We start from the raw sequence: 19,924 nt of genomic DNA on the forward strand, positions 1-19,924 counted from the left end.
TATCAGTGTATCTATGCGTCTTTACCAACTCGTTTCTGTCGGGTGGACGACACTTGTTGCCAAGTGCCGTCTCCCTAAGAACCGTACGTGCAACTTTCACTGCATACGGCTCAAGCCTCCACAAAGGCATCGTTTGATACCCAGCAACTTATAACGCAGCCAGAGCAGGATCGTTCCAAGTGTTGCGAACTAGCCTTTTGGACTTTCTCTTTGCCAAGTATTCTTGGTATTGAGGGTCAAAAGGTGTTGCTGCACTTCGGATTTTCACATGTCTTTCGATAGGCACTTGGGCTATTTGGAAGAGATTGAACTGGCAATCCATACCTGAGATCTTCTGCCAACCGTGAAATTGCCACTGGCCTTTCCGATTGATGAAGTATTTAAGCGCGATCCACGTTTTAGACTTTGTTGGATGACGCCTTTTTGCCCAGTGACATAGCGCATGGAATAGTTTACAGCCTACATATCCGAACACCTGTTTCGCGACGCAGTGTCGATAGTAATTCGACCACCCCCTGAGCTTCGGATTTATCAGTTTGATAAGATCATTCACAGGTAGGGTTACATGCGTTTTGATGAGTTCGCGCAGATTACTTAAGAACAACAGCGTATTGGATTTACTCGGTTTAATGAGCAGTTTTCCTTTGTACTTCCGATGGTTAAAGCCCAAGAAGTCAAAGCCATCGTTGATATGAGTGATGTGCGTTTTCTCTTCGGATAGTGCTAAGCCCCTTACCGCCAAGAAGTCAGCAATCAATGGTTTTATATCGTTCTCCAGCACTTCCTTTGAAGCACAAGTGACGACAAAGTCGTCGGCGTACCCAATAAAGTTGGCTCTCGCTCCCCTTTTAAGGGCAGTGGATTTGATGAGCTGCTCAAGACCTGAGAGCGTCATTAACATCAGGGTGGGAGAGATGATCCCGCCTTGCGGTGTGCCCTCGTCGGTGCGATAAAACAGCCCTTTATCCATAAAGCCAGACTTTAGCCATTGCTCCAACATCCGCTTGTCTACGGCGATGTTATCAAGAAGCCACTGATGACCGATTTTGTCAAAACAGGCTTTGATATCGCCTTCGAGCACCCATTGGGCTGATTTCTTTAGCGCCAGACACTTGAAGCACTGATCGACAGCGTCAGTCGTGCTGCGGTTTGGTCTAAATCCATAGCTGTTGGGGTCGGCAAGTGTTTCTGATACGGGCTCCAGTGCAAGTAGGTGGAGTGCTTGTGCGCTCTGTCTATCATGCACGGAATACCCAGCGGTCGAAGCTTACCGTTCTTTTTGGGGATGTAGATACGCTTGAGTGGCTTGGCTATGTATGCCTTTCTGCTCAACTGATTGATGGCTTTCATACGGCGAGCATCTGTGTTCCAGATGATGCCGTCTATTCCAGGCGTTTTGCTGCCTTTGTTTTTCGACACTCGTTTCACAGCAAGGAGTTTTGCTGAACGAGAGTGGGTTAGTAACCATTGCAGGGCTTTCGCCTTGCCGTGCTTACCTTCCCTTGTTGCCTTTGCGATACGCATCTGAAGCTTTAACACATGCGCCTCAACGTATTTCCAGTCGATTGACTGCCATTGAGTACTGTCAGGAGAGGCACTAATCTCTTTTGAAATCATCATTTGCGTTTCTCCTTGAATAAAGTTCTTCGAATTCTCTCGCAACGGGAGACCAGTCGGAAGTGGGCGCACTTTCGTGCTCAGGCATGGACCTGTATCTGCATCATTACAACGCAGCCTTGGCTTTTTCCGACCTCCTCTACCTGCATCACTATCGGCTATGTAGGCTTTCCCAGAGGGAGTGATACAGGCTTACCGTGTTCCGTATGTCGCGCAATGTCAGGTTAGATGCCCGCTATGGTGCGGAGAGTGCAATGATCACGAAAGAGCATGGGGCAATCTCTTTCCGACTCTCGTGCCTTTTGGCTACAGCGTGTTAACCACTTCCGCTGTTTCATCGAATAACGCACCTTACGCGGATTCACTTACATTCATCATACTGACTACCTAGCACTCACCCAATTTGTGGTTATCAGGAGGATCATCCCCTCGCGGTTCCTATCCCGATTGGTCTATGACCACTCTTCGTTACATTGTCAGAGCCGCTACTTTATTCAGGCTCCTAGGCTCATCTGGTGATACAGATGGTTCACACGTTAAGCGGTGAACAGCGCTTCATACGACTTCACGTCGCACGCCCCTTTTTCTTGTTGGCGAAAGCAAACCCACTCACTCTCACATCGAGAGCTTTCCATAGATTTCCTAATGCTAAATGAGAGCCGGGTGGAAATACCCCGATCTGTCGCAGTTTCTCTTTCTCAGTTTTGGTGCACACTATGATCATATGTGTTATGCCCGCACTTTTAACGCGTTCTCATAGTGTATGATCATACCATCACGAAACGATTGAAAGTCTTTCACAGACGAAATGCGTCGTCCGTGCTCTGATGCAACTTGATCAAACGTGGCAGTAAATGATGGGATTAATGAAGGTGACAAGTCTTGCGTTAAACTAACGACTGCGCCCTCTTTTTGTATCTTAATTGCTGTTTTTAAGACTTCCTGTAATGGCTTGTCATTACTAGCATAGATAAACTCTTGGTCATCCAGTTTACTCACCCAGTTTTCAAAGAATTTGTCTAACAAGAACAAATCCCAAGTCATATTGACTAAGTTCCTTTTGTTTTTTTCAGCAGAGTATTTTGGTGCGTATTTCATTAGTTTTGGGGCTCTTCTCCGCTTACGTGAGCTTGATTTCAGGATAGAAAATAGATTGCGCCTCTTTAATCGATGTTTGCCTTATCTTTAACTTAAAGTATTCGGTATCTCTAACTCCGCGAGCTCTTCGCCTTAGAAGGCCAATAGATACGTTGCCTGCTTCCACACGGGCATTTGTTAGCTTATATTTTGCGTAATTGCAGATGCCGATCCTTCTATCCCAGAGAGCGTCAGCAAAATTTATCAGTGATAAAATCCTCGTCTTTTTGGCGAGTTGGCACCAAGCTTCAAGCGCCGTAATCATTGAGTCAAAATCACGTTCATCCCATAAGGCTTGCAGTTGTTCTTTCAGCATATAAATTGTGCAAAGTGTCTTGTTGCTTTCAAGTAAATCATCCAATCTATCCGACTGTTTATCATTTAATTTTGGGGCATTCTTGAGGAGTAAAAATAACGTCCCCTTCAGCATCTTCTTCTCGTGGTGTGTCGCATTTCTAAACGCTTTATTTCGTTCTTTTCTGATCAGGAGGGAGTAGTTTTGCATCACGTGAAATCGGTCAAACACAATGTCAGCATTCGGGAGAACTTTTCTTACAGCCGATTGATAAGACTGCCCCATATCCATTGACACTGCTCGGATCCCATCTCTCGTTTGTTGTGATAACTGCTCAAAAAAATTGATAAGGACATTGAAAGTTCTTCCGTGGTCTACCCATATAAGTTGCCCCGAAACAAGGTCATAAACAACGGTCATATAGTCGTGCCCTTTGGCCCTGGCAACTTCATCGACGCCAATATGAACAAGGCTGGTGATCTTCTCAGGTTCTAACGCTGGTAAGGTGGACAGTAGAAATGCTTTATCGATGTTTTTCACTGTTTCCCAGCGGATGCCTAGGTGTTTAGAAACAGCATGAATACTCATATAACGGCATAATCCACTGATGAAATGGCAAAATCTCTCAGTATAACGGCTACCTTTAACAACAAAATCAGTTGCTTCAATCAACCTTCTACCAAGTCTATCTCGAGTCTGAGCAAGCTCAATTTCTATGACACAAGAACGACCACTCACAGGTAAATCAGATAAACGACGACGAACATAGTGATCGACGGTGCGCGGCGCACCTGTCTCTGGATCAATCACTTTGAATCGTCTATCACGCTTACATTTGACGAGTACAGAATGGGTGTCCGTTTCGATGGATACAGACTGGACGCATTGGCCTTTAAAGTTAAATAGAGCAGATGATAATAACGACAAACTACAGCACTAAAGGTTAAGAAAAGAGCCATTATAAATCTTGCTGTTATAGATTATTTGTTCGTTTTATAGACTCATTTAAGCGGAGAAGAACCGTTTTGGTATGGGCTGCTTACCAAACATCTTAATAGCTAGACAAGTCGCTACTAATGAAAACAAGAACTCTTCATGACACCAACGCCAAAATGCCTCCAACTTATCTTCATTCGATAACCTGTTCTCAAAGAAGTACAACTCCGTTAGCTTCATCACGAGAACATAAAGAGTGTCCCATTTTTTTAATCTGCGGAACTCTGTAAGTTTCGTTTTCAACTGAGAACGGTCTATATACGCAGGCTCAGGAAGTTTAATTGAGTCGGTAAAACCTAAAGCAAATTCTGCTAAAGCTTCCATTTCGGCGTTGTCAATTTGACGAAATAGAGTTAAATCATCAATTAATTCATCTGGGCATTGATTTCTGTAATTCAGTTTTTCATAGATTGCGATTGTTGGGTCAAATTTAATGTTTGTAAATTTGGCAAAAACCACTAAAGCTATAGCACTTCTATGTAAGGAGTTTTTCTTCTCTTTCTTGAACGCATTCAATATGTATTGATATATATTGAGATCCAAATGAATTGTGTACTCTATTCCACTAGTGTCTGCGTTATACAAGTATGCCGATGGGTTAAAAATATCCGCATCATCACTTAAAGGAAACGGATGAACAAGCCAGTTTTCCTCCAACAGAAGAGTAATTACTTGTTCAGCGTAGTCAGGAAATTTATAAACTACGTATTCCACTTTTGCTTATTTCTCCTCTTAGGGCATAACCCTGTTAAGATGATGAGATGGTCTCCCCCTACCACCCTCGCAGGCTTTAAGCCATGCTTGGTGATGCATCAAAACCTTAAAGGAGCAGGCCATGACTCAACACAATATTATCGGTATCGACCTCGCCAAATCCGTCTTCTATCTGTTCGAAATTGACAAAAACGGGAAGAACATAGGCCGACGAAAAATCACACGCAACAAACTGTTAGGGCGCAGAGCCTATTGATACACGCTGACTTCTATTAAGTTTTTATCAAGATCCAAAAAATAGACCGATTGGATTGCACCAACGGCTCCTGACTTTTCGACTGGACCCTCTATGATTTTGACATTTTCTTTAACTAAATGGTTTACCACTGATCTCAACGGCCAATCTGAAATTAAGCAAACATCACCTGAACCAACATTAGCTACATTTCGCGGTTCTTGGCCAAGAAGCTGAAAGTTAATCTTTTGATTTCCGAACGTTACAGCCTTACGGCCATTGGCAAAAGTTACCTCTTCCATGCACAAAACCCGTTTATAAAAGTCCACTGATTTCTCTATGTCGGAGACTGTGAGAACAATATGATCTATGTGATGAATCATCATTTTACTCCTTGTGCCCTAACGAATGACATGGATTCCCCCTCACGAGGATTTGCCACACTTAGGTGTCGCACTACATACCGGAGGTAACCATGTCTTCTCATTTCTTTTGTGGCGTTGACCTCGCCAAACACCACTTTTCTCTGCACGCTGTCGATGACCGCGGAAAGGTCATTCTCCATAAGTCCGTTTCACGCGCTAAATTACTGACTACATTAGCAAATATGCCACCTATGCGTATAGGCATTGAAGCGTGCAGTGGGGCACATTATTGGGCGAGAGAGTTCATCAAGTTAGGGCATGATGCCCGTGTCATGGCCGCCAAATATGTCGGCCCTTACCGCACCAAAGGCAAAAATGACCTTAACGATGCCATCGCCATTTGTGAAGCCGTTCAACGACCCAACACCCGTTTTGTACCCGTCAAATCACCTGAGCGGCAAGCCATTCTTTCCATTCACCGTATGCGCGAGCATTGGGTGCAGGAGCGCACCGCGCTCATTAATCGCATTCGTGCCCTGCTCGCTGAGTTTGGGATTGTTATCCCTACCGGACGCCACGCAATTCAGCGTGATGTTCCGCTTATTCTCGAAGCGGCGGATTACGGACTGCCTGATATTGCTCGCGCTGTGCTCGGCGATAGTTTTGAGCATCTACAAGTACTCAACCAACGTATCGACGACACCGAACTGTGCTTTGACATAGTCACCAAGGCCAGCCCCAATGCACAGCGTATTCTTAAGGTACGAGGCATTGGTCCTCAGACGGCAACCGCCATTATTGCCACCATTGGTAAAGGCGAACAGTTCGACTCCGGCAGAGACTTTGCCGCCTGGCTCGGGCTGGTTCCCAAACAGTATTCAACAGGCGGTAAACCCAAGCTTGGGCGGATAAGTAAACGCGGTGACAAATATCTGCGAACTCTCTTAGTGCATGGCGCAAGAGCGGTCATCACTAACCTTGGGGAGAAACAGGACAGGCTCAGTGTCTGGGGGCGGAACATTCTTGAACGAAGGGGAATGAACCGCGCCATTGTTGCTCTGGCAGCCAAGAACGCCCGTATCATCTGGGCGCTGTTACATAACCAAACCGACTATCAAGACTACGCCGTCTAAGCGAAGGCGGCGCAGAGAAACACACCAACCGGGTCATTGCAGACGCGAGCTGATGAGGAAAGGTGAAGACCATTTGCAGAGAGCCTGTTAATGCGGCGGGTACCATTGATACCTTCTAACGAATAAGGCACTGCAACCGCGCAATGTCATCAGGGCCATGGCGTGAGCCACTGAAAGGCCGAATGTAGAGCGGCAGTCCAAACCTAACTCGAAAAGTGTAGCGGATGTTTGACGAACGGGGGAATCCATGTAGCCCTGTTAAGGGGTGAGCAACGCAATACCAATGCCGCCGCATACCACCTTAAACACTAAAACCAACGCATAGTGAAAATGCCACGCGTTGCGAATCCCTCTTGAACAGTTTGATACTCATTGAGCCTTCTCCTCCAACTTAACCGTCCGGCTAAGCTGGAAGGCGACGAAACCAAACGGAGAAGACTCAATGAGATTCTATAACCAACAGCATGATTATTACTGCGGCATCGATCTGCATGCGCGCATTCTTTATGTCTGCATCCTCGATTCTGCGGGCAACAAGCTGCTTCACAAGAAAATCGATGCCAATCCTGACGCGCTTTTAGATGTTATCGCGCCTTACCAAGACCAGATTGTTGTCGGCGTCGAGTGCATGCATTGCTGGTATTGGGTCAGTGACCTATGCCTCGACTACGCCTTTGATTTTGTACTTGGTCACGCGCTTTACATGAAGGCGATTCACGGCGGGAAAACTAAAAACGACCGCATTGATTCCTATAAGATTGCTTCTCTTCTCAGGGGCGGTAACTTCCCACTTGCTTACGTCTACCCCAAAGCCATGCGTGCCACCCGTGACTTACTTCGCCGTCGAACCAAGATCATGCGTCACGGCGCAGACTTAAAAGCGCATGTTTCTAACACTTTCAGTCAATACAATCATCCATCGCCTAACCTTCAGCTGCGCTATCCGTATGCCCGAGAGGAAGTCCGCAACCGATTCGATAAACCTGCCATTAACCGCAACATTGATCTCGATTTGAACGTGATTGCCTTTTACACCAAAGAACTTGCGAGCGTTGAACACTTCATCGAACAGAACGCCAAACAACATAACCCGCAGGATTACCAACTGCTGCAAACCGTCCCTGGCATTGGCCGTATTCTGGCGCTGACCATTCTTTACGAAATCGGCAATATCCAACGCTTTCCGACCGTTCAGCAGTTCGCGTCTTATTCCCGTTTAATTAAATGCAAAGCTGAATCCGCGGGAAAGCAATATGGAACCTGCGGCAATAAGATCGGCAACGCACACCTTAAATGGGCCTTCTCCGAAGCTGCTGTCCTTTACCTTCGTGGCAATGAAAAAGCGAAGAAATACCTCACACGTTTACAAAAACGCATGAGCAAAGCCAAAGCCTTGTCTGCACTCGCCCACAAGCTGGGGCGCTGTGTTTACTTTATGTTGAGGAATAAAACCGTGTTTGATGAACAGAAGTTCTTACCTGAATAAGTCGCACAATGGGGTGAGCTGAACGTCTAACTGGTGCTGAGAAGGAGCACGTTGCTGACTGAGTTCACTGGGCATTAAGCCCTCATGGCCTGCTGTGCCAACGGTTGTCCAAGCCCCTTTGCTTTGATTAGCCGCCCCATTGTTGCGCCCCCAAACGAACAACAAAGTTGCTTACACCCAACCTGAGCCTGAAGATAACTGGAAAACCATTGTTTAGCCTTCTTTTTGAATAGTGCCAGCTTGGGTTAACCGAATAATGTCTAATGGCCCTGTCACACGACTGGCAGGCAGCGCTGAGACCGCAGTAAGAGACCTTCTATATGTGTTTGCCGTAAGCGACGACTTAACGGCGAAAGCGACAGAACGAAGTAGACAGATTTGTTGTTCGAGAGTATTGGCTGCTGGCGCAGCCAAAAGAATGCTATTGCCTATTGACCGGAGAAGGGCTCATATGTGTTATACGTGAACTTTGTAGGTTAAGTCTGCGACTTCATCACCTGTGATACCCCGGAAGCCCCAACAATGAGCAGGTTGTTCTTTGATTGTAATTTCAATATCAATGGGAGCTATGCCTAACCTCAATTCAATGTTATTGAACAGTGCCTTGATTAGAGCCTTCTTGGTTTCGACTTTGCGACCTTCCATCATATTTACTTCGATCACCGTATAAGAATCGGAGCGGCCACTAGGATAGTAAAAATCACTTTTATCAAGCGGGATAAATCTGTGAGCACGCTTATCCTCAGGCAACCCTAAAGCTTGAGTCATCGATTGTTGGATCACATCTGATAAATCAGCTTTGATGGGATTCAAATGTTCTTTAATTCCATATATGACGACCACGATTTCTCCTTAAAACGTATAACGCCTGCCAGCACATATAGAAAAAGCTACCGCATTTCGCTTTGCCGCAAACCGTATTTAAGCTATCAAGAAACAACAACTTGAATGTGAACTCAACTGCGTGATTAGAATTTCAGACAGGCCACTCAAACAAAAATTGTTTGCCGATTCCGATAGTAACCTGCGATTATGATGAGTCCGATTATGACGCAACGCCAATCCATAGGCTGTACTTTTCAGGTCTCGGAAAGCTTCTTCTATTTGCATCCTTTTGGCGTACAAGCGACATATTTGAACAGCATTCAGTGTTTCCGTTGGGATATTGGTGACAAGCAACCAAGGCTCATTTGCATTTTTGGCAAAAAGTCGAGAAGCGGTGTGCTTCTGACCCGTTCGTGAATGACGCTGCGCTTTTTGTTGTTTTACCACATAGCCATTGCAGGTCAGCGGTGAACGGCGAGCGAGTTGGCATTGGCCTAGTGAATGCGGCTTGCTTGTGGCGTCAGGATAAAGCGTCTTGTTGGATTGCCAATCGCTTTGGGTCATTTTTATCGAGACATCACCGCGTACACGCCCCAGCCAAAACCAGCCCTTACTTTGGACTTGACGAAACCACGTATTTCGAAACCCAGCGTCAGAGATGATAATAGGTGTTGCACTTGGGGGCAGTATTTCCTGGAGTTTACCAAGGAAGTACTGATGCGTTTTCGGTGAATTATATTGCGCATACTCAAACGCTTGTTCGTAGAGAGTAACCGCCCGGCCATCGAGGGCAATGGACGCTCGTAGGGTCATAAAACGAAGTTGCTCTCTCACGTCAGACCAATCAAGTAAAATCACAGGGCAAGGGTTCGCCCCGGCAATAAGTCGTGCATTCCATTTATAAATATCCTCTTTTTCACGGTGTAGACGGGTGTTTCCCAGTAGGCGGTCAACCCGTTTAATCGCATGTTTAGCCGCTGTGAAGGTGTTGAGGGAGCGACCGAGCTTGGTGAGAGTGAGGTCAGCACCGCCAAGTGCGGACTCAGTCGCAAGTAACAGAGATTGGAGCCGTTTTTTATGAATAGTGGGATAGTGATTGGTTAAGGTCTCTTGTAGGATTTGAATATCGCGCATCGGTAATTCCTTTGTTTGGAATGTTTTTTTGGCGAAATTCATTAGATCAAGAGGTACGGTGCGCGTCCTTCTCATTGTTTAGAAAAGGAATTTTGAGGGGATTCGCTAGACCGAGATTAAAAGCCAACAAACGTTGTCGATGATAGAAGGAAGCTAGGTTCGCAATGAGTCAAATCACGTTCAAAAACATAGAAACGGCAAAAAGTGTCACGCTAGATTCTCATCTCAACATATTGAAATCCTCTGGTCGCGAGGTGTTTATCCAGGATGCCGCGGTCTACGTTCTCCTCCATCAGCTATTCACCCTGCAAGCTCCCCTAATTAGCTACAGCGACATAGGCAGTATTGTCAGAGATCAGAAATCGTCCTTCCACATGGAAGACAGCCCAGACAGTATTATCGCGAACAAATACGCCTTCAAAGCGCGAGCGGTGCTGAAGAGTGTCATGGTTGAAGATTTTATCGTGACTGTACGCGGTCTGGGCTACAAAGTTTCTAACAAGTGGTTACCTATCGTTGATCAGCAAGGGGATGAAGAAAGCAAAAGTGCTTTTATTGAGGAAATCACCGCCATTATTGAAGACTGCGTTGCCTACAGCGAATCTGTAACTATCACGCAAGACAAAAGTGGATTGTCTTTCATCAAGCCGGACCAAGATGTTGTTATGGCGCACTTTCGAAGAATGAACGATTGCTATCACTCCTTTCTCAGCCGCTACTCCGCACCAGGGAACAGTATCGAACTCTTTGAGCTCAGAGAGAAAATTACAAAAGTTCTTCTCTATGCCATCTACTGGCGTGTGGGGGATAGTCTGACCGACGAGAAATTCCGGTCAGACTACAAGAACGAGCTCAAGCTCATCCTGAGACAAATTAACCAAGCAGTGGCCTTACTCAGTTAATTGCGTTTTTATACCCAGATAATCTGAAGACGCAGGATTCAGCTCGCCCGAAGGGAGACCCTCAATGCGAGCATCTTCCGGTTGTTTGGGTATAGATTAAGCGGCATAACACACTGGTTTAAACTGACTCATCTGAGCAAAAGCTTGGTCTGTGAGCAATTTTTCCTTACCCGAACACGTTATGTGAGCGCAAAAGTCCAGGTTCGAAAAACAACCTTTGTGCACATCACCGATGGACGATTCGTTGGAAAAGCAAACATCTAGTTGTCCATTCATTGATGGCGCATTGATCGATGAGACGCGTCCCTTACCTTTGGGGTACACCAGATAAAACGCGTGTTGTTGTCTGGAAAAGCTGAAAGTAGCTGGCACTGAGCGTGTTTGAATCAGAATATCCAGATTGAGCAGATTAACGCCTGTTGCCTTCTCGTACATTGTCGTCACTAACATACCAGGCGGCCTTGCTCCTACTTCCAGAAAAACCAAATCCTGACTTTCATTGCTACGGACAAAGATCTCCATATGATACACACCATCCTTTGCCTCCATGGCTATCAATGACTTTTTAGCAAATGCGATTAGGCGGTGTCTCAACGTGCTATCGACGTCCATGACTTTCCCACCAAGTGGCGATCCAGATTGAAAATCGATAGTTGGACAAAGATATTCTGTACACTCTGCGAATATACTTTCCCCTTGCCATATCGCCACGTCACAGTGGTACAAATCGCCATCAATATATTCTTCTGCTTCGTATTCGGCAGGCGTAGACCCGACCTGTTTTTTCATCCGAATAAAATCTGCCTCATTTCGAACAATATAAATGTTATTTGAACCCGCAGAACGCTTAGGCTTGACGACAAATGGTGACCCAAGCATATCTGCAATATCGCGATAATCCTGTTGCTCATCTAACACCTCAAGGAAACGGGGGGTTACCACACCTCTATCAGACAGCCACTTCTTCATTGCTACCTTATCTCTGAATCTTTCCAGTTCGCGCTTATCCGATGCATGCTGACGAAGCGAGCTAGCAAGCTCGACATTGCCTTCGTCAAAACAGATAACGTCGATATCTACATAAACGCCTGTTATTAAATCAAAGAGATGCAGAATCTCTTGCTGATCATACTCAATAATCACACCATCGTTCGCCGTAACGGGGACAGTAAGCTGCTGAGAAAAAACATCAGCCATGCGCGACGGCATTCTTTTAAGCTCTTGTTCTGAAGCGATAACAATGAGGTCGTAGTCATCGAAGATCGACGCAGTGAAATCTACCTGTGTTAACTGCCTTGTTGAAAGGAATACCATGGCTTTGGTCATTTGATTTCATCCTTAAATTCATGGGGTTTTCAGAATGGCTTGATAGAGCATCGCTAGCGCCATCAATAGTGTCAGGCTAATCTCCAGTGCCGAAAAACGCTGATTTTCTACCACTGCCATAAACAGCAAACAGAGGATTGGTGTAAGAGGAGTAAATTGGGCTGTCACCTTTGCACCCAGCGTCTTGATCGATTTCTGCATCAAGAACAAAGGCACTATGCTTCCTGTCACCGCTATCAAGCACAGCAATGCAAAATCGTTGATGGCAATACCATCCCGACTAATCGCAAACAAGCTGTAGAAGCCGCAAAGAACGATGACCAAGAAAAAACGCAATGAGAGTAACTGCGAAGCAGAAATCCCTGTTTCTTTGTGCAGGTAAGCGCTTTCCCTCATATAGAAAGCACCAAACAAGGTTGAAACAAGAGTCAGCCCAAGACCTACGAAAGTGTCATAAGCACCCGCACCTGAAATCAGAAACGAAACCGCAATCGCGAGAGAAATTGCCACGGTATTCGCCGACATTTCAAGGTGGCTTATCCCTCTTCGGTTATGAAGCGCATTGAAAAACGAAAGGCCAGAGAAAAACACCATGATATAGGCTATCGGACTAATGTAGATAACGACATAGAACGCCAATAAGGTGTTAATTAAAGTAGAAAGATTAATTTTAAAGACCAGCTTCTTCTGGCTGACCAAAATGTTCCAGATGATCTGACGGCTTCTTACATTGATTGTAAAAAAGAATAGGGCTGCCAGCCCGTAGGTTACAAAGGTCGACACAATTGGGTCGACGCTTTTCACTACCTTCGACATAAAAACAAAAGAGAGTGAAAAGAACACACAAAACGCGATAATTTCTTTGTATTTACGCATAGTGACTTAACAATCCCATTTTGGTCTGGCGAGCAGATTTAGTGATATCAGATACGACTTTACGAGCTTGAGTGTCGGACGAACGAACGTAATTGGTAATTGGAAGCTCTCCTGTTGCAGGCCCGCCAATGACGTAAAGTGGCACAAGGTTGTTTTCCGAGCGGACTTTCATTGTCTCTGCATCGAGGTACAGGCCACCAGATTTGTTTCGTCTTACGGAAAATGCAGAGAGCTGGCCGATAAGTGCCTCTTCCAAAGGTTTGTTAGTGATACCAGAAGCATTGATCACCAAATCATAAGATTTAATACTTCCGGCTTCCTTACCACATACCTTGTTGTCTTTTACGCAAAGGTACTCAGACAGGTCTTTTTGAATAATGCTGAGCTTTTGTGACGTGATGGCCTTCAGCAAAATTTCGGCATTTGAAAGAGGGAAAGAAGAGACATAATGTTTGATAAAGTACTGAAATTTAGAATAGAGCTGAACCTGCTGGGTAGCGGACATCAAGGGAACCTGTTCATTAAATTCCTCTATAAACTGACCGACAATATCTTCCCAATGGTTCTGGTTTGATTTGCAGTTAGCAATATCTAACTCGAGTTTCTTTGCCGCGTTTAGTTCTGGCGAACAAGAGCGCGTGCTCAGCCGGCTCAACACATTAAAATCTGCAGGAACAGGGTTCTTGATCAGTAAAGAATCCCTCACAGAGGGCAACTCACCGGAACGAGAAACCATAGTCATTTGGGCATCTGGGTACTGATTGTGGATGGCAACACAAATGTCTATCGCAGAGAGTTTTGAGCCCAGTATCAGCACGTTGCTTGCATTGGTTACGCGAGAAAGAAAATGACGCTCCGGATACGGGTTTGAAACGAGGTTGTCGCAATCTTTTTGGAGACCATCTGGAACAGATGCGCTAATGCCGGTCGAGAGGATAACCGCATCGAACACAAAATCGATGTTATGCTGGCTCGTTACCATCATCCTTTCGTTCCTGAATGCGATCTTTTTCACCTCGGCGTGTTCCACAAATGTGCTGCAGCCAAATGAAGCAGCGTAGTCTCTCGACTGCTGGAAACGATCCTGACAATACTCACTGAAGTAGAATCGACTGATGAAATCTGAAGAGGTGGCATTCAATTCCGGCTTTTTATCTTTTAACCATTTGAAATAATCTAGCTTGTCGTCAGCATATAAAGAAGTGACGCCAACACTGGTGTTTGTCAGCGATGAATCCAAGTCGGTATTGAAGCTGAAGCTCTTGCCAACACCTTGAGGGTCAAAAAGAGTGATGGAAGTAAGCTCAGTGTGGTGCTCTTTCACCAGTTGAAGATACGCAGATATTCCACTCGGACCTGCACCGACAATGGCAATGTTTTTAATATTCGTCATGGTTTTCCATTCCTTGGAAAGTATGAAGTGATTGGTGGTTCTGCTGTCAGTTTCTGTTGGTTCGGGGATTGGAATCCGTCACTAACCGAAGGTGTAAGTCGCAATCATGTACAGTCCCATCATCAACATCAGCGCACCCAAAATGCGGTCAATGAGGTATACCTTGCTGTCAAATTTCACCCGAATGCTCGGGATAGTGACAATGAAAATAAAAGTCAGGTACCACGCCATTTGCACTGCAATAATCGAGACAATCACCAAGAGTAACTTCTCAGGACCCATCGACGGGGAGATGATGATTGAGAATAGAGAAATGAAATAGATCGCCGCTTTAGGGTTAAAAATATTGACGATCAGTCCACTCCAAAAAGCGGACGAACCAGTGTTTTCGTTTTCTTTCTCAATCGAAGGAGCCGTGCTTGCAGAATAAGAGCCTTTGATGGATTTGTAGCCGAGAAATACCAGATAACTCCCACCAAAAATCCCGATCCCTTGGGTTAACCAAACCGAGTGCTCAAGCGCTGCAGTTAATCCTGCAACCGAATAACCAATATGAACCAAGAGGCCAACGCAGACCCCAACACCGCAGATAATGCCCGCTCTTCTTCCCTGAAGCAGGGTTTTCTGGGACACGACAACGAAGTCTGGGCCAGGAGAAATAGAAGCCATTAAGTGAATGGTCAGGATAGAAACCAGAGCAGTAGCAAAATCCATAATTAACCTCAGTGAATCGAGTAGCTGACTTTGATGCGGTCTTTTTTACGTTTTATGCGTGTAACCTGAAGACCCGTTAACTCAGAAGTGCTGGCCACATGCGTGCCACCACAAGGAACCGGAGTGAATCCGTCAATGGCGATCATTCTTATGTGTGTGCTATGCGGAATGAACTTGCTCAACAAAGGGCGGAGAGATTGCACCTCGGCCAAATCCAACTCGATTGACTGAATTGTCCTTGGCGCTTGGTTAACAAGTGACTGGATTTTCTTGTTAATCAGTTCCATGGAGAAAGTGTCATTAGTACGCTCACTATCAATCAGCTCAATATAGGAATCATCAGGGTAATGGTGGCCCTTCGCTGGCGACAGGTTGTCATCCATTTCCTCAATAATGTGGGAAATTAAATGCCCCGCGGTGTGTGACTTGGCATTGACCAAGCGACGTTGAATATCGATGCGCTGGATACACGGAAGTCCACCACATTCCAGAAGTAAAGGATGGGATTCCAACACATGGGCAATACCCTCTTCTGTCGTTTCCACATGATAAACGCGATACGCGGTGCCATTGATTTCAAGGCTACCAAGGTCACACGGCTGCCCACCACCCTGAGGGTAGAAAATCGAGCTGTCACAATACACAGCAACCGTGTCATCCATTTCCACGACTCGGGTAATAGTCGCCGTGTTTTCTTCTTGATAGGTGTCAGAAAGGTACTTAGGCATAGTCATAGCGTTAGCTCCAGATTTGCAGTGCTTTGTTGCTGTTCTCCAGACCAATGAAGCATGACCATGTCAGTCTGGAGCCCTCATGAATTTTCTCAACGGAATGGATGCGGGTTGGATTGAATAAAATAAGCTCGCCCGCTTCTGGTGCGATTTCCAAGTAGCTCCCGTTCAGGAGTTCTTGTTTGACACCATAGCTGCCTTCAATACGTATAGCGTCGTATTCCTCTTTCGTCTCTGGCCATTCATGCCAAAGGCGCAACTCGCCACCTGATTCTGAGGTCTCTAAATACACATTGGCAGCGAGTTGATTGGTAATGCCAGTGTCCATTTCATTCACCAAATCCCAGCTCAATACATCGTTATGAGGTTCTGCATAAGAGCCCTCTTTGAACTCTCGCACCAATCCTGCAAAAAGCTTGTAGTCACCAATCTCAGCGAGATTGCAGTGTGAAGGCCACACTTCGTTGAGTTCCAGTCTCAGGCGGTCGATAGGAGAAAGAAACGGGCTCACTTCCTTGCGCATTTCCTTGATCCAGATTTTTGCAAACTCTCGGTAACGGCTCAGGGAAACTTCATCGTTCTGACATTCAAAGAACGCCTGACCAATACGGCCAATTTTCGGCGCGTTAACGTAACTGCCGAAAAAAGCGCTGCGCTTAATCTTATTGGCAATTTCCTGCGCATTTTGCTGAGAGAAATATCCAGGCACGCGCACCACATCAATGGTTCGGTCGAACAGGCCGTCCAAATGCCATTTTTCGAGTTCATTGGTGATGATGATGTTTTCTGGTTGTTGGTACGCGAGTACAGATACAAGATTGGATTGAGACATTTTATTACCTAGCTTTGTGTCGTTGTTTTAGTGATTGACATGCTAAGTAATGGTCGGGAATGAATAAAATACAGATAAATCCAGAATAAATAGATAAAGCGGGAATATTCCCGCTTTATCTGTCAACGATAACCATTTCCACAGGGCTTGTTGCAAAAATGGTTGAGGATAAATGTTGCCAGGGCGTGTTCAAATAATCAGGCCAAAATGCCCATGACATTGAACAATCCATTCATAAAGACAGATCGCTCCCGCACAAGCATTTTACGTTCATCCTGACGTAACCAGAAATCAAACTGGCCTTTATTCAACATCCGTAGAGATTCGAATCCCTGAAGGGTTGACCAGGCTCGCTTTCCCACATTCAAACTCTCCCTTTTCCTCTAACTCTAAGAGAATTTGGACATTTTCGAGTTGGTAGCCAATAAAGCCCTCAGTCTCTGAACCGAACAGTTTATTCGTACCTAACATGTTCGAATAGAAAAGCTCTGAATTCTTCAGGTTCTCACAGGGGATTCTTAGCGTCGAGAGTTTCATACTATATCCAATTCTCCGATGGCCTAACGCCTGCCAGCACAGGCAAAAAATGGCGGAGCGTTTTTTTGTCCTGTGGCTGCACTTGTTAGCCTTAGCACTGCCAGAAAAACCAGCCTTCTGGCAACACTCCTGTCTTTTTAATAAATAGATAGGCGATACCACCGTCACCATAATTTGGCCCTTCGCCGTAATGTGTGCGCCCTTCCCAGCGTTCTCCATCCTCGGAGACCCAGCCAACGTTATGCCGTGGCGGATAAATAAAACTATGAGTACTATCAAGTTGACCGATGAACTCCCACTCGCCCGCAGGTGCTTCCGATGGGCTTTGTATCCATTGAGGAACGCCACCTAATTTAGTGCCTGAGGTGACGTTTTCAACGATATCATCAGGAAGCTTATAGTATAATTCTTCATCGAAGAAAGCCTGAATATTGGAATCAGAAATACCATCATCACGCTCTAGCCAATCGACTACACGAGCTTCATTCTCGATTAGTACATTCTCTTCTGGCACTTTGCATAGCCTATCTACTAACTTTTCTGGTTCAAGGACAAAGCAAGCGTTAGCACCGGAGCCACCTTCCCAAGTCGAACACATACCGGGGTCATGATTGCACTGAAATATATAAACAATCCTCCCCTCTCTCCCTAAATTGAGCCTTCTAGAATCATGCTGGAACTGCGCAAGGAAGCTCTGAGGCTTTTTACATTCGGAACAAGTCGGGGTTCTACCCCATTTCTACGGACGGTTTAATAAAGACGTAAACTTATTGATTGACCTGCCAGTGATGACCGGTATTTGCAGAGTGAATAATTCAAGTACAAAGGATTAGTTTAAGTAAGGCAAAGCATGTGTTCTGAGAGACAAGTGAAAAACGTTCGCAAATGGAAAAGGGGCATGAGCGTGCCAGAACTGAGCGCCCTGACATGAGGTGGGACAGAAATCAGTTAGACCTTATGCTCTAAAGCGCCCACTTCGGATAAATCCAGTTTGGGGAAAGCAAAGTAGACGGCTTTGTTGTTCTGGGGCATTGGCTGCTGGCGCTGCCAAGAGAAGGCTATTGTCTATTGACAGGAGAAGGGCTCACATGTGTTAGCCTCTCATTCTCAAAAGTTATTGCTTACTCAACAGGAACTTACGCAAATCTCTTTCGGTACGCATAACAAACAGAATAAATACTTTGTCTGCGTCTTGTTTATAGAATACACGACATGGATTTACGACAACCTCACGGCAACTTAAATGTTCTAGTTCAGGTGGAATACGCCCTGATTCCGGAAAACTCTCTAGACGCTCAACTTTAGAGAAAATCGTTTGAACCAATTGCTTTGCTGCAACGACATTTTCAAGTGCGATATATTCAGCGATGTCATTGAGGTCGGATAACGCTGGCTCAGTCCAGATTATTTCAACCATTTTGACATTTTGTCCTTGGCTTCTTCGTGACTAACCACTTTACCATCAGCTAGTGCACGTTCGCCTCGCGCAATACCCTCAAGAATTGACAAACGGTTTCGCATAAACTCGTAATCATCAACATCGATCAAATATGCAGATGGCTTACCGTGCTCGGTAATTAATACTGGTTCCTTAGTATCGTGGAGATCAGCGAGGATCTTAGTTGCTTGACGCTTGAGTGATGTGACTAATTCTACTTTCATGAGAGCAGCTCCAAAGGAATACTAAAGTGACACTATTCTATCACTTTACATATAGCAAGCTCTATAGCGGCTAACAATTTATTAGATCCCAAAGTGGGGTGTGACCCCGCCTAAGGGGCTAGCAACGCATAACACAAAATCCAAACACAACAACCGCAACCGCCGCGGCTCATTGGGACTGGAAACGCCACGCGTTAACAGTCCCGCTTGAGGCGATTGATGCTTGTACTTCTATGCGGTCACCATGACTTAGTTGTGTCCTGGCTAGTTCAAATTAATGCATGGTCATACTGTACTCATGATAAATCTCGCTATCCTTCTTCTATCTATTTTTTTCTTATCAGAAGTCAAGTCCACTCTCAGTGACGAGTACGGCCAAGAGTAAGTCATCGCTTTCGTAACTCCTTAGCCTCAATCGCCTCGTTCAAGTTGACGCGGTTGAATTTTACAATTGCTTGACGAGCTTCTTTCACCAAAGCACTGTCACCATAATGTATTGCTATCCGGTATGCCATCAGCAGATTTCTACGTCTGTCTAGCACCATTCGCTGCCGCTTCGATATCGCACGTTTTTGTTCATAAAAGCTCATCAGTTCATGGTCGGAAAAACCCAGTGTTTGGGCCAACAACTGATAACCAGAAAAGTTATCTGCTTCTTTATAAGGTTTGCCCTTGTAATTCAGAGCCCCTTCTTCAGAGTATCGGTAAGCTTTCATGGGATCTCGCACAAACTTGGGAACTATTCTCTCGATACCCCGCCAGTACTGCCCTTTTGCAATATCCTCGGTACCACGAATAGCGCCCAACACCACGCCACCCAGTACGGGACCAGCGACTTGCTGCGCATAATGGCTCCATAGGTCTTCTCCCTGTAGGTCTCGATATGGGTCACGGATCCAAAGCCCGTCCAGAGAGATTCGCGGCGATACTCCTGCCCCGCCCGCACCGTATATTACGAGGTCCGCAAAATCTTCTCCCACGGCGTCAGACAGTTTAAAGAGGTCGCCAGAGACC

Annotated in this window: 20 protein-coding genes and 2 pseudogenes; 4 read left to right on the forward strand and 18 right to left on the reverse strand. The window is 45.6% G+C overall.

What is annotated here, in order from left to right; all coding sequences use genetic code 11:
• Positions 1-148 precede the first annotated feature (148 nt).
• The 4 genes and pseudogenes from ltrA to VHA_RS07250 all read right to left on the reverse strand — a co-directional run bounded on the left by ltrA (position 149) and on the right by VHA_RS07250 (position 4,759).
• Positions 149-1,620, reverse strand: a pseudogene (gene ltrA / locus VHA_RS07235) (group II intron reverse transcriptase/maturase).
• A gap of 726 nt (positions 1,621-2,346) precedes the next feature.
• Positions 2,347-2,715 (reverse strand): hypothetical protein, encoded by a 369-nt coding sequence (locus VHA_RS07240; protein ID WP_123912585.1) that lies wholly within the window; start codon positions 2,713-2,715, stop codon positions 2,347-2,349.
• 22 nt (positions 2,716-2,737) lie between these two features.
• Entirely contained in the window at positions 2,738-3,976 is a 1,239-nt protein-coding gene (locus tag VHA_RS07245) for an ISL3 family transposase (RefSeq protein ID WP_005503189.1), read from the reverse strand.
• A gap of 78 nt (positions 3,977-4,054) precedes the next feature.
• Positions 4,055-4,759 carry a hypothetical protein gene (locus VHA_RS07250; protein WP_040528442.1) on the reverse strand — a complete coding sequence of 235 codons (705 nt, stop codon included), beginning with the start codon at positions 4,757-4,759 and terminating at the stop codon, positions 4,055-4,057.
• 121 nt (positions 4,760-4,880) lie between these two features.
• Here VHA_RS07250 and VHA_RS19205 point away from each other — a divergent pair, with 121 nt between their 5' ends.
• The gene (locus tag VHA_RS19205) at positions 4,881-5,015 is read left to right on the forward strand and encodes a hypothetical protein (protein ID WP_005503190.1); all 135 of its coding nucleotides are present in this window, start codon (positions 4,881-4,883) and stop codon (positions 5,013-5,015) included.
• On the opposite strand, the gene VHA_RS07255 is transcribed toward VHA_RS19205, so the two are convergent.
• Positions 5,009-5,377, reverse strand: coding sequence for a VOC family protein (locus VHA_RS07255; protein ID WP_040528443.1), 369 nt, complete (start codon positions 5,375-5,377; stop codon positions 5,009-5,011). The two genes, VHA_RS19205 and VHA_RS07255, sit on opposite strands and share 7 nt — an antisense overlap.
• Before the next feature lie 92 nt (positions 5,378-5,469).
• Here VHA_RS07255 and VHA_RS07260 point away from each other — a divergent pair, with 92 nt between their 5' ends.
• Positions 5,470-6,492, forward strand: a complete 1,023-nt coding sequence (locus VHA_RS07260; protein WP_040528444.1) for an IS110 family RNA-guided transposase — start codon at positions 5,470-5,472, stop codon at positions 6,490-6,492.
• Between the two features lie 442 nt (positions 6,493-6,934).
• Positions 6,935-7,978, forward strand: coding sequence for an IS110 family RNA-guided transposase (locus tag VHA_RS07265; protein WP_005502324.1), 1,044 nt, complete (start codon positions 6,935-6,937; stop codon positions 7,976-7,978).
• Positions 7,979-8,434: 456 nt separating this feature from the next.
• On the opposite strand, the gene VHA_RS07270 is transcribed toward VHA_RS07265, so the two are convergent.
• Both VHA_RS07270 and VHA_RS07275 read right to left on the reverse strand, forming a co-directional pair.
• Positions 8,435-8,821, reverse strand: a complete 387-nt coding sequence (locus VHA_RS07270; protein WP_040528445.1) for a tautomerase family protein — start codon at positions 8,819-8,821, stop codon at positions 8,435-8,437.
• Positions 8,822-8,899: 78 nt separating this feature from the next.
• A complete protein-coding gene (locus VHA_RS07275; RefSeq protein WP_005503194.1) occupies positions 8,900-9,937 on the reverse strand; it encodes an IS4 family transposase in 1,038 nt (345 codons plus the stop codon).
• Between the two features lie 164 nt (positions 9,938-10,101).
• On the opposite strand from VHA_RS07275, the gene VHA_RS07280 reads away from it, so the two are divergent.
• Positions 10,102-10,839: a hypothetical protein gene (locus VHA_RS07280; RefSeq protein WP_005503196.1), complete on the forward strand. Its 738-nt coding sequence runs from the start codon at positions 10,102-10,104 to the stop codon at positions 10,837-10,839.
• A 96-nt stretch (positions 10,840-10,935) separates the two neighbouring features.
• Here VHA_RS07280 and VHA_RS07285 read toward each other — a convergent pair whose 3' ends face one another.
• The 11 genes and pseudogenes from VHA_RS07285 to VHA_RS07340 form a co-directional block, all read right to left on the reverse strand.
• Positions 10,936-12,165, reverse strand: a complete 1,230-nt coding sequence (locus tag VHA_RS07285) for an ATP-grasp domain-containing protein (protein ID WP_005503198.1) — start codon at positions 12,163-12,165, stop codon at positions 10,936-10,938.
• An 18-nt stretch (positions 12,166-12,183) separates the two neighbouring features.
• Positions 12,184-13,041, reverse strand: a complete 858-nt coding sequence (locus VHA_RS07290; RefSeq protein WP_005503201.1) for a DMT family transporter — start codon at positions 13,039-13,041, stop codon at positions 12,184-12,186.
• Positions 13,034-14,434: an FAD/NAD(P)-binding protein gene (locus VHA_RS07295; protein WP_005503203.1), complete on the reverse strand. Its 1,401-nt coding sequence runs from the start codon at positions 14,432-14,434 to the stop codon at positions 13,034-13,036. Before VHA_RS07295 ends, VHA_RS07290 begins: the two co-directional genes overlap by 8 nt.
• Before the next feature lie 81 nt (positions 14,435-14,515).
• A complete protein-coding gene (locus VHA_RS07300) occupies positions 14,516-15,148 on the reverse strand; it encodes a LysE family translocator (RefSeq protein WP_005503205.1) in 633 nt (210 codons plus the stop codon).
• A gap of 8 nt (positions 15,149-15,156) precedes the next feature.
• Complete coding sequence (locus VHA_RS07305; protein WP_005503206.1) at positions 15,157-15,882, reverse strand: alanyl-tRNA editing protein; 726 nt, start codon at positions 15,880-15,882, stop codon at positions 15,157-15,159.
• A 4-nt stretch (positions 15,883-15,886) separates the two neighbouring features.
• Positions 15,887-16,711, reverse strand: coding sequence for a 2OG-Fe(II) oxygenase (locus tag VHA_RS07310; RefSeq protein WP_005503208.1), 825 nt, complete (start codon positions 16,709-16,711; stop codon positions 15,887-15,889).
• Positions 16,712-16,908: 197 nt separating this feature from the next.
• Positions 16,909-17,067, reverse strand: a pseudogene (locus VHA_RS18830) (IS6 family transposase); the annotation flags it as partial.
• A gap of 272 nt (positions 17,068-17,339) precedes the next feature.
• Positions 17,340-17,846 (reverse strand): YwqG family protein, encoded by a 507-nt coding sequence (locus VHA_RS07325; RefSeq protein WP_040528454.1) that lies wholly within the window; start codon positions 17,844-17,846, stop codon positions 17,340-17,342.
• A 516-nt stretch (positions 17,847-18,362) separates the two neighbouring features.
• Positions 18,363-18,665, reverse strand: coding sequence for a type II toxin-antitoxin system RelE/ParE family toxin (locus VHA_RS07330; protein ID WP_005503214.1), 303 nt, complete (start codon positions 18,663-18,665; stop codon positions 18,363-18,365).
• Positions 18,653-18,910 (reverse strand): type II toxin-antitoxin system Phd/YefM family antitoxin, encoded by a 258-nt coding sequence (locus VHA_RS07335; RefSeq protein WP_005503215.1) that lies wholly within the window; start codon positions 18,908-18,910, stop codon positions 18,653-18,655. Before VHA_RS07335 ends, VHA_RS07330 begins: the two co-directional genes overlap by 13 nt.
• 386 nt (positions 18,911-19,296) lie before the next feature.
• Positions 19,297-19,890: a PLxRFG domain-containing protein gene (locus VHA_RS07340; RefSeq protein ID WP_226926552.1), complete on the reverse strand. Its 594-nt coding sequence runs from the start codon at positions 19,888-19,890 to the stop codon at positions 19,297-19,299.
• Positions 19,891-19,924 lie beyond the last annotated feature (34 nt).

This window comes from Grimontia hollisae CIP 101886, assembly GCF_000176515.1.
Classification (GTDB): domain Bacteria; phylum Pseudomonadota; class Gammaproteobacteria; order Enterobacterales; family Vibrionaceae; genus Enterovibrio; species Enterovibrio hollisae.

What these genes read in the sequence shown, in the direction of transcription:
- VHA_RS07240 (WP_123912585.1), bottom strand. Translation starts at nt 2,715, where the DNA reads ATGAAATACGCACCAAAATACTCTGCTGAAAAAAACAAAAGGAACTTA.
- VHA_RS19205 (WP_005503190.1), top strand. Translation starts at nt 4,881, where the DNA reads ATGACTCAACACAATATTATCGGTATCGACCTCGCCAAATCCGTCTTC.
- VHA_RS07255 (WP_040528443.1), bottom strand. Translation starts at nt 5,377, where the DNA reads ATGATTCATCACATAGATCATATTGTTCTCACAGTCTCCGACATAGAG.
- VHA_RS07260 (WP_040528444.1), top strand. Translation starts at nt 5,470, where the DNA reads ATGTCTTCTCATTTCTTTTGTGGCGTTGACCTCGCCAAACACCACTTT.
- VHA_RS07265 (WP_005502324.1), top strand. Translation starts at nt 6,935, where the DNA reads ATGAGATTCTATAACCAACAGCATGATTATTACTGCGGCATCGATCTG.
- VHA_RS07275 (WP_005503194.1), bottom strand. Translation starts at nt 9,937, where the DNA reads ATGCGCGATATTCAAATCCTACAAGAGACCTTAACCAATCACTATCCC.
- VHA_RS07280 (WP_005503196.1), top strand. Translation starts at nt 10,102, where the DNA reads ATGAGTCAAATCACGTTCAAAAACATAGAAACGGCAAAAAGTGTCACG.
- VHA_RS07285 (WP_005503198.1), bottom strand. Translation starts at nt 12,165, where the DNA reads ATGACCAAAGCCATGGTATTCCTTTCAACAAGGCAGTTAACACAGGTA.
- VHA_RS07290 (WP_005503201.1), bottom strand. Translation starts at nt 13,041, where the DNA reads ATGCGTAAATACAAAGAAATTATCGCGTTTTGTGTGTTCTTTTCACTC.
- VHA_RS07295 (WP_005503203.1), bottom strand. Translation starts at nt 14,434, where the DNA reads ATGACGAATATTAAAAACATTGCCATTGTCGGTGCAGGTCCGAGTGGA.
- VHA_RS07300 (WP_005503205.1), bottom strand. Translation starts at nt 15,148, where the DNA reads ATGGATTTTGCTACTGCTCTGGTTTCTATCCTGACCATTCACTTAATG.
- VHA_RS07305 (WP_005503206.1), bottom strand. Translation starts at nt 15,882, where the DNA reads ATGACTATGCCTAAGTACCTTTCTGACACCTATCAAGAAGAAAACACG.
- VHA_RS07310 (WP_005503208.1), bottom strand. Translation starts at nt 16,711, where the DNA reads ATGTCTCAATCCAATCTTGTATCTGTACTCGCGTACCAACAACCAGAA.
- VHA_RS07325 (WP_040528454.1), bottom strand. Translation starts at nt 17,846, where the DNA reads ATGTGTTCGACTTGGGAAGGTGGCTCCGGTGCTAACGCTTGCTTTGTC.
- VHA_RS07330 (WP_005503214.1), bottom strand. Translation starts at nt 18,665, where the DNA reads ATGGTTGAAATAATCTGGACTGAGCCAGCGTTATCCGACCTCAATGAC.
- VHA_RS07335 (WP_005503215.1), bottom strand. Translation starts at nt 18,910, where the DNA reads ATGAAAGTAGAATTAGTCACATCACTCAAGCGTCAAGCAACTAAGATC.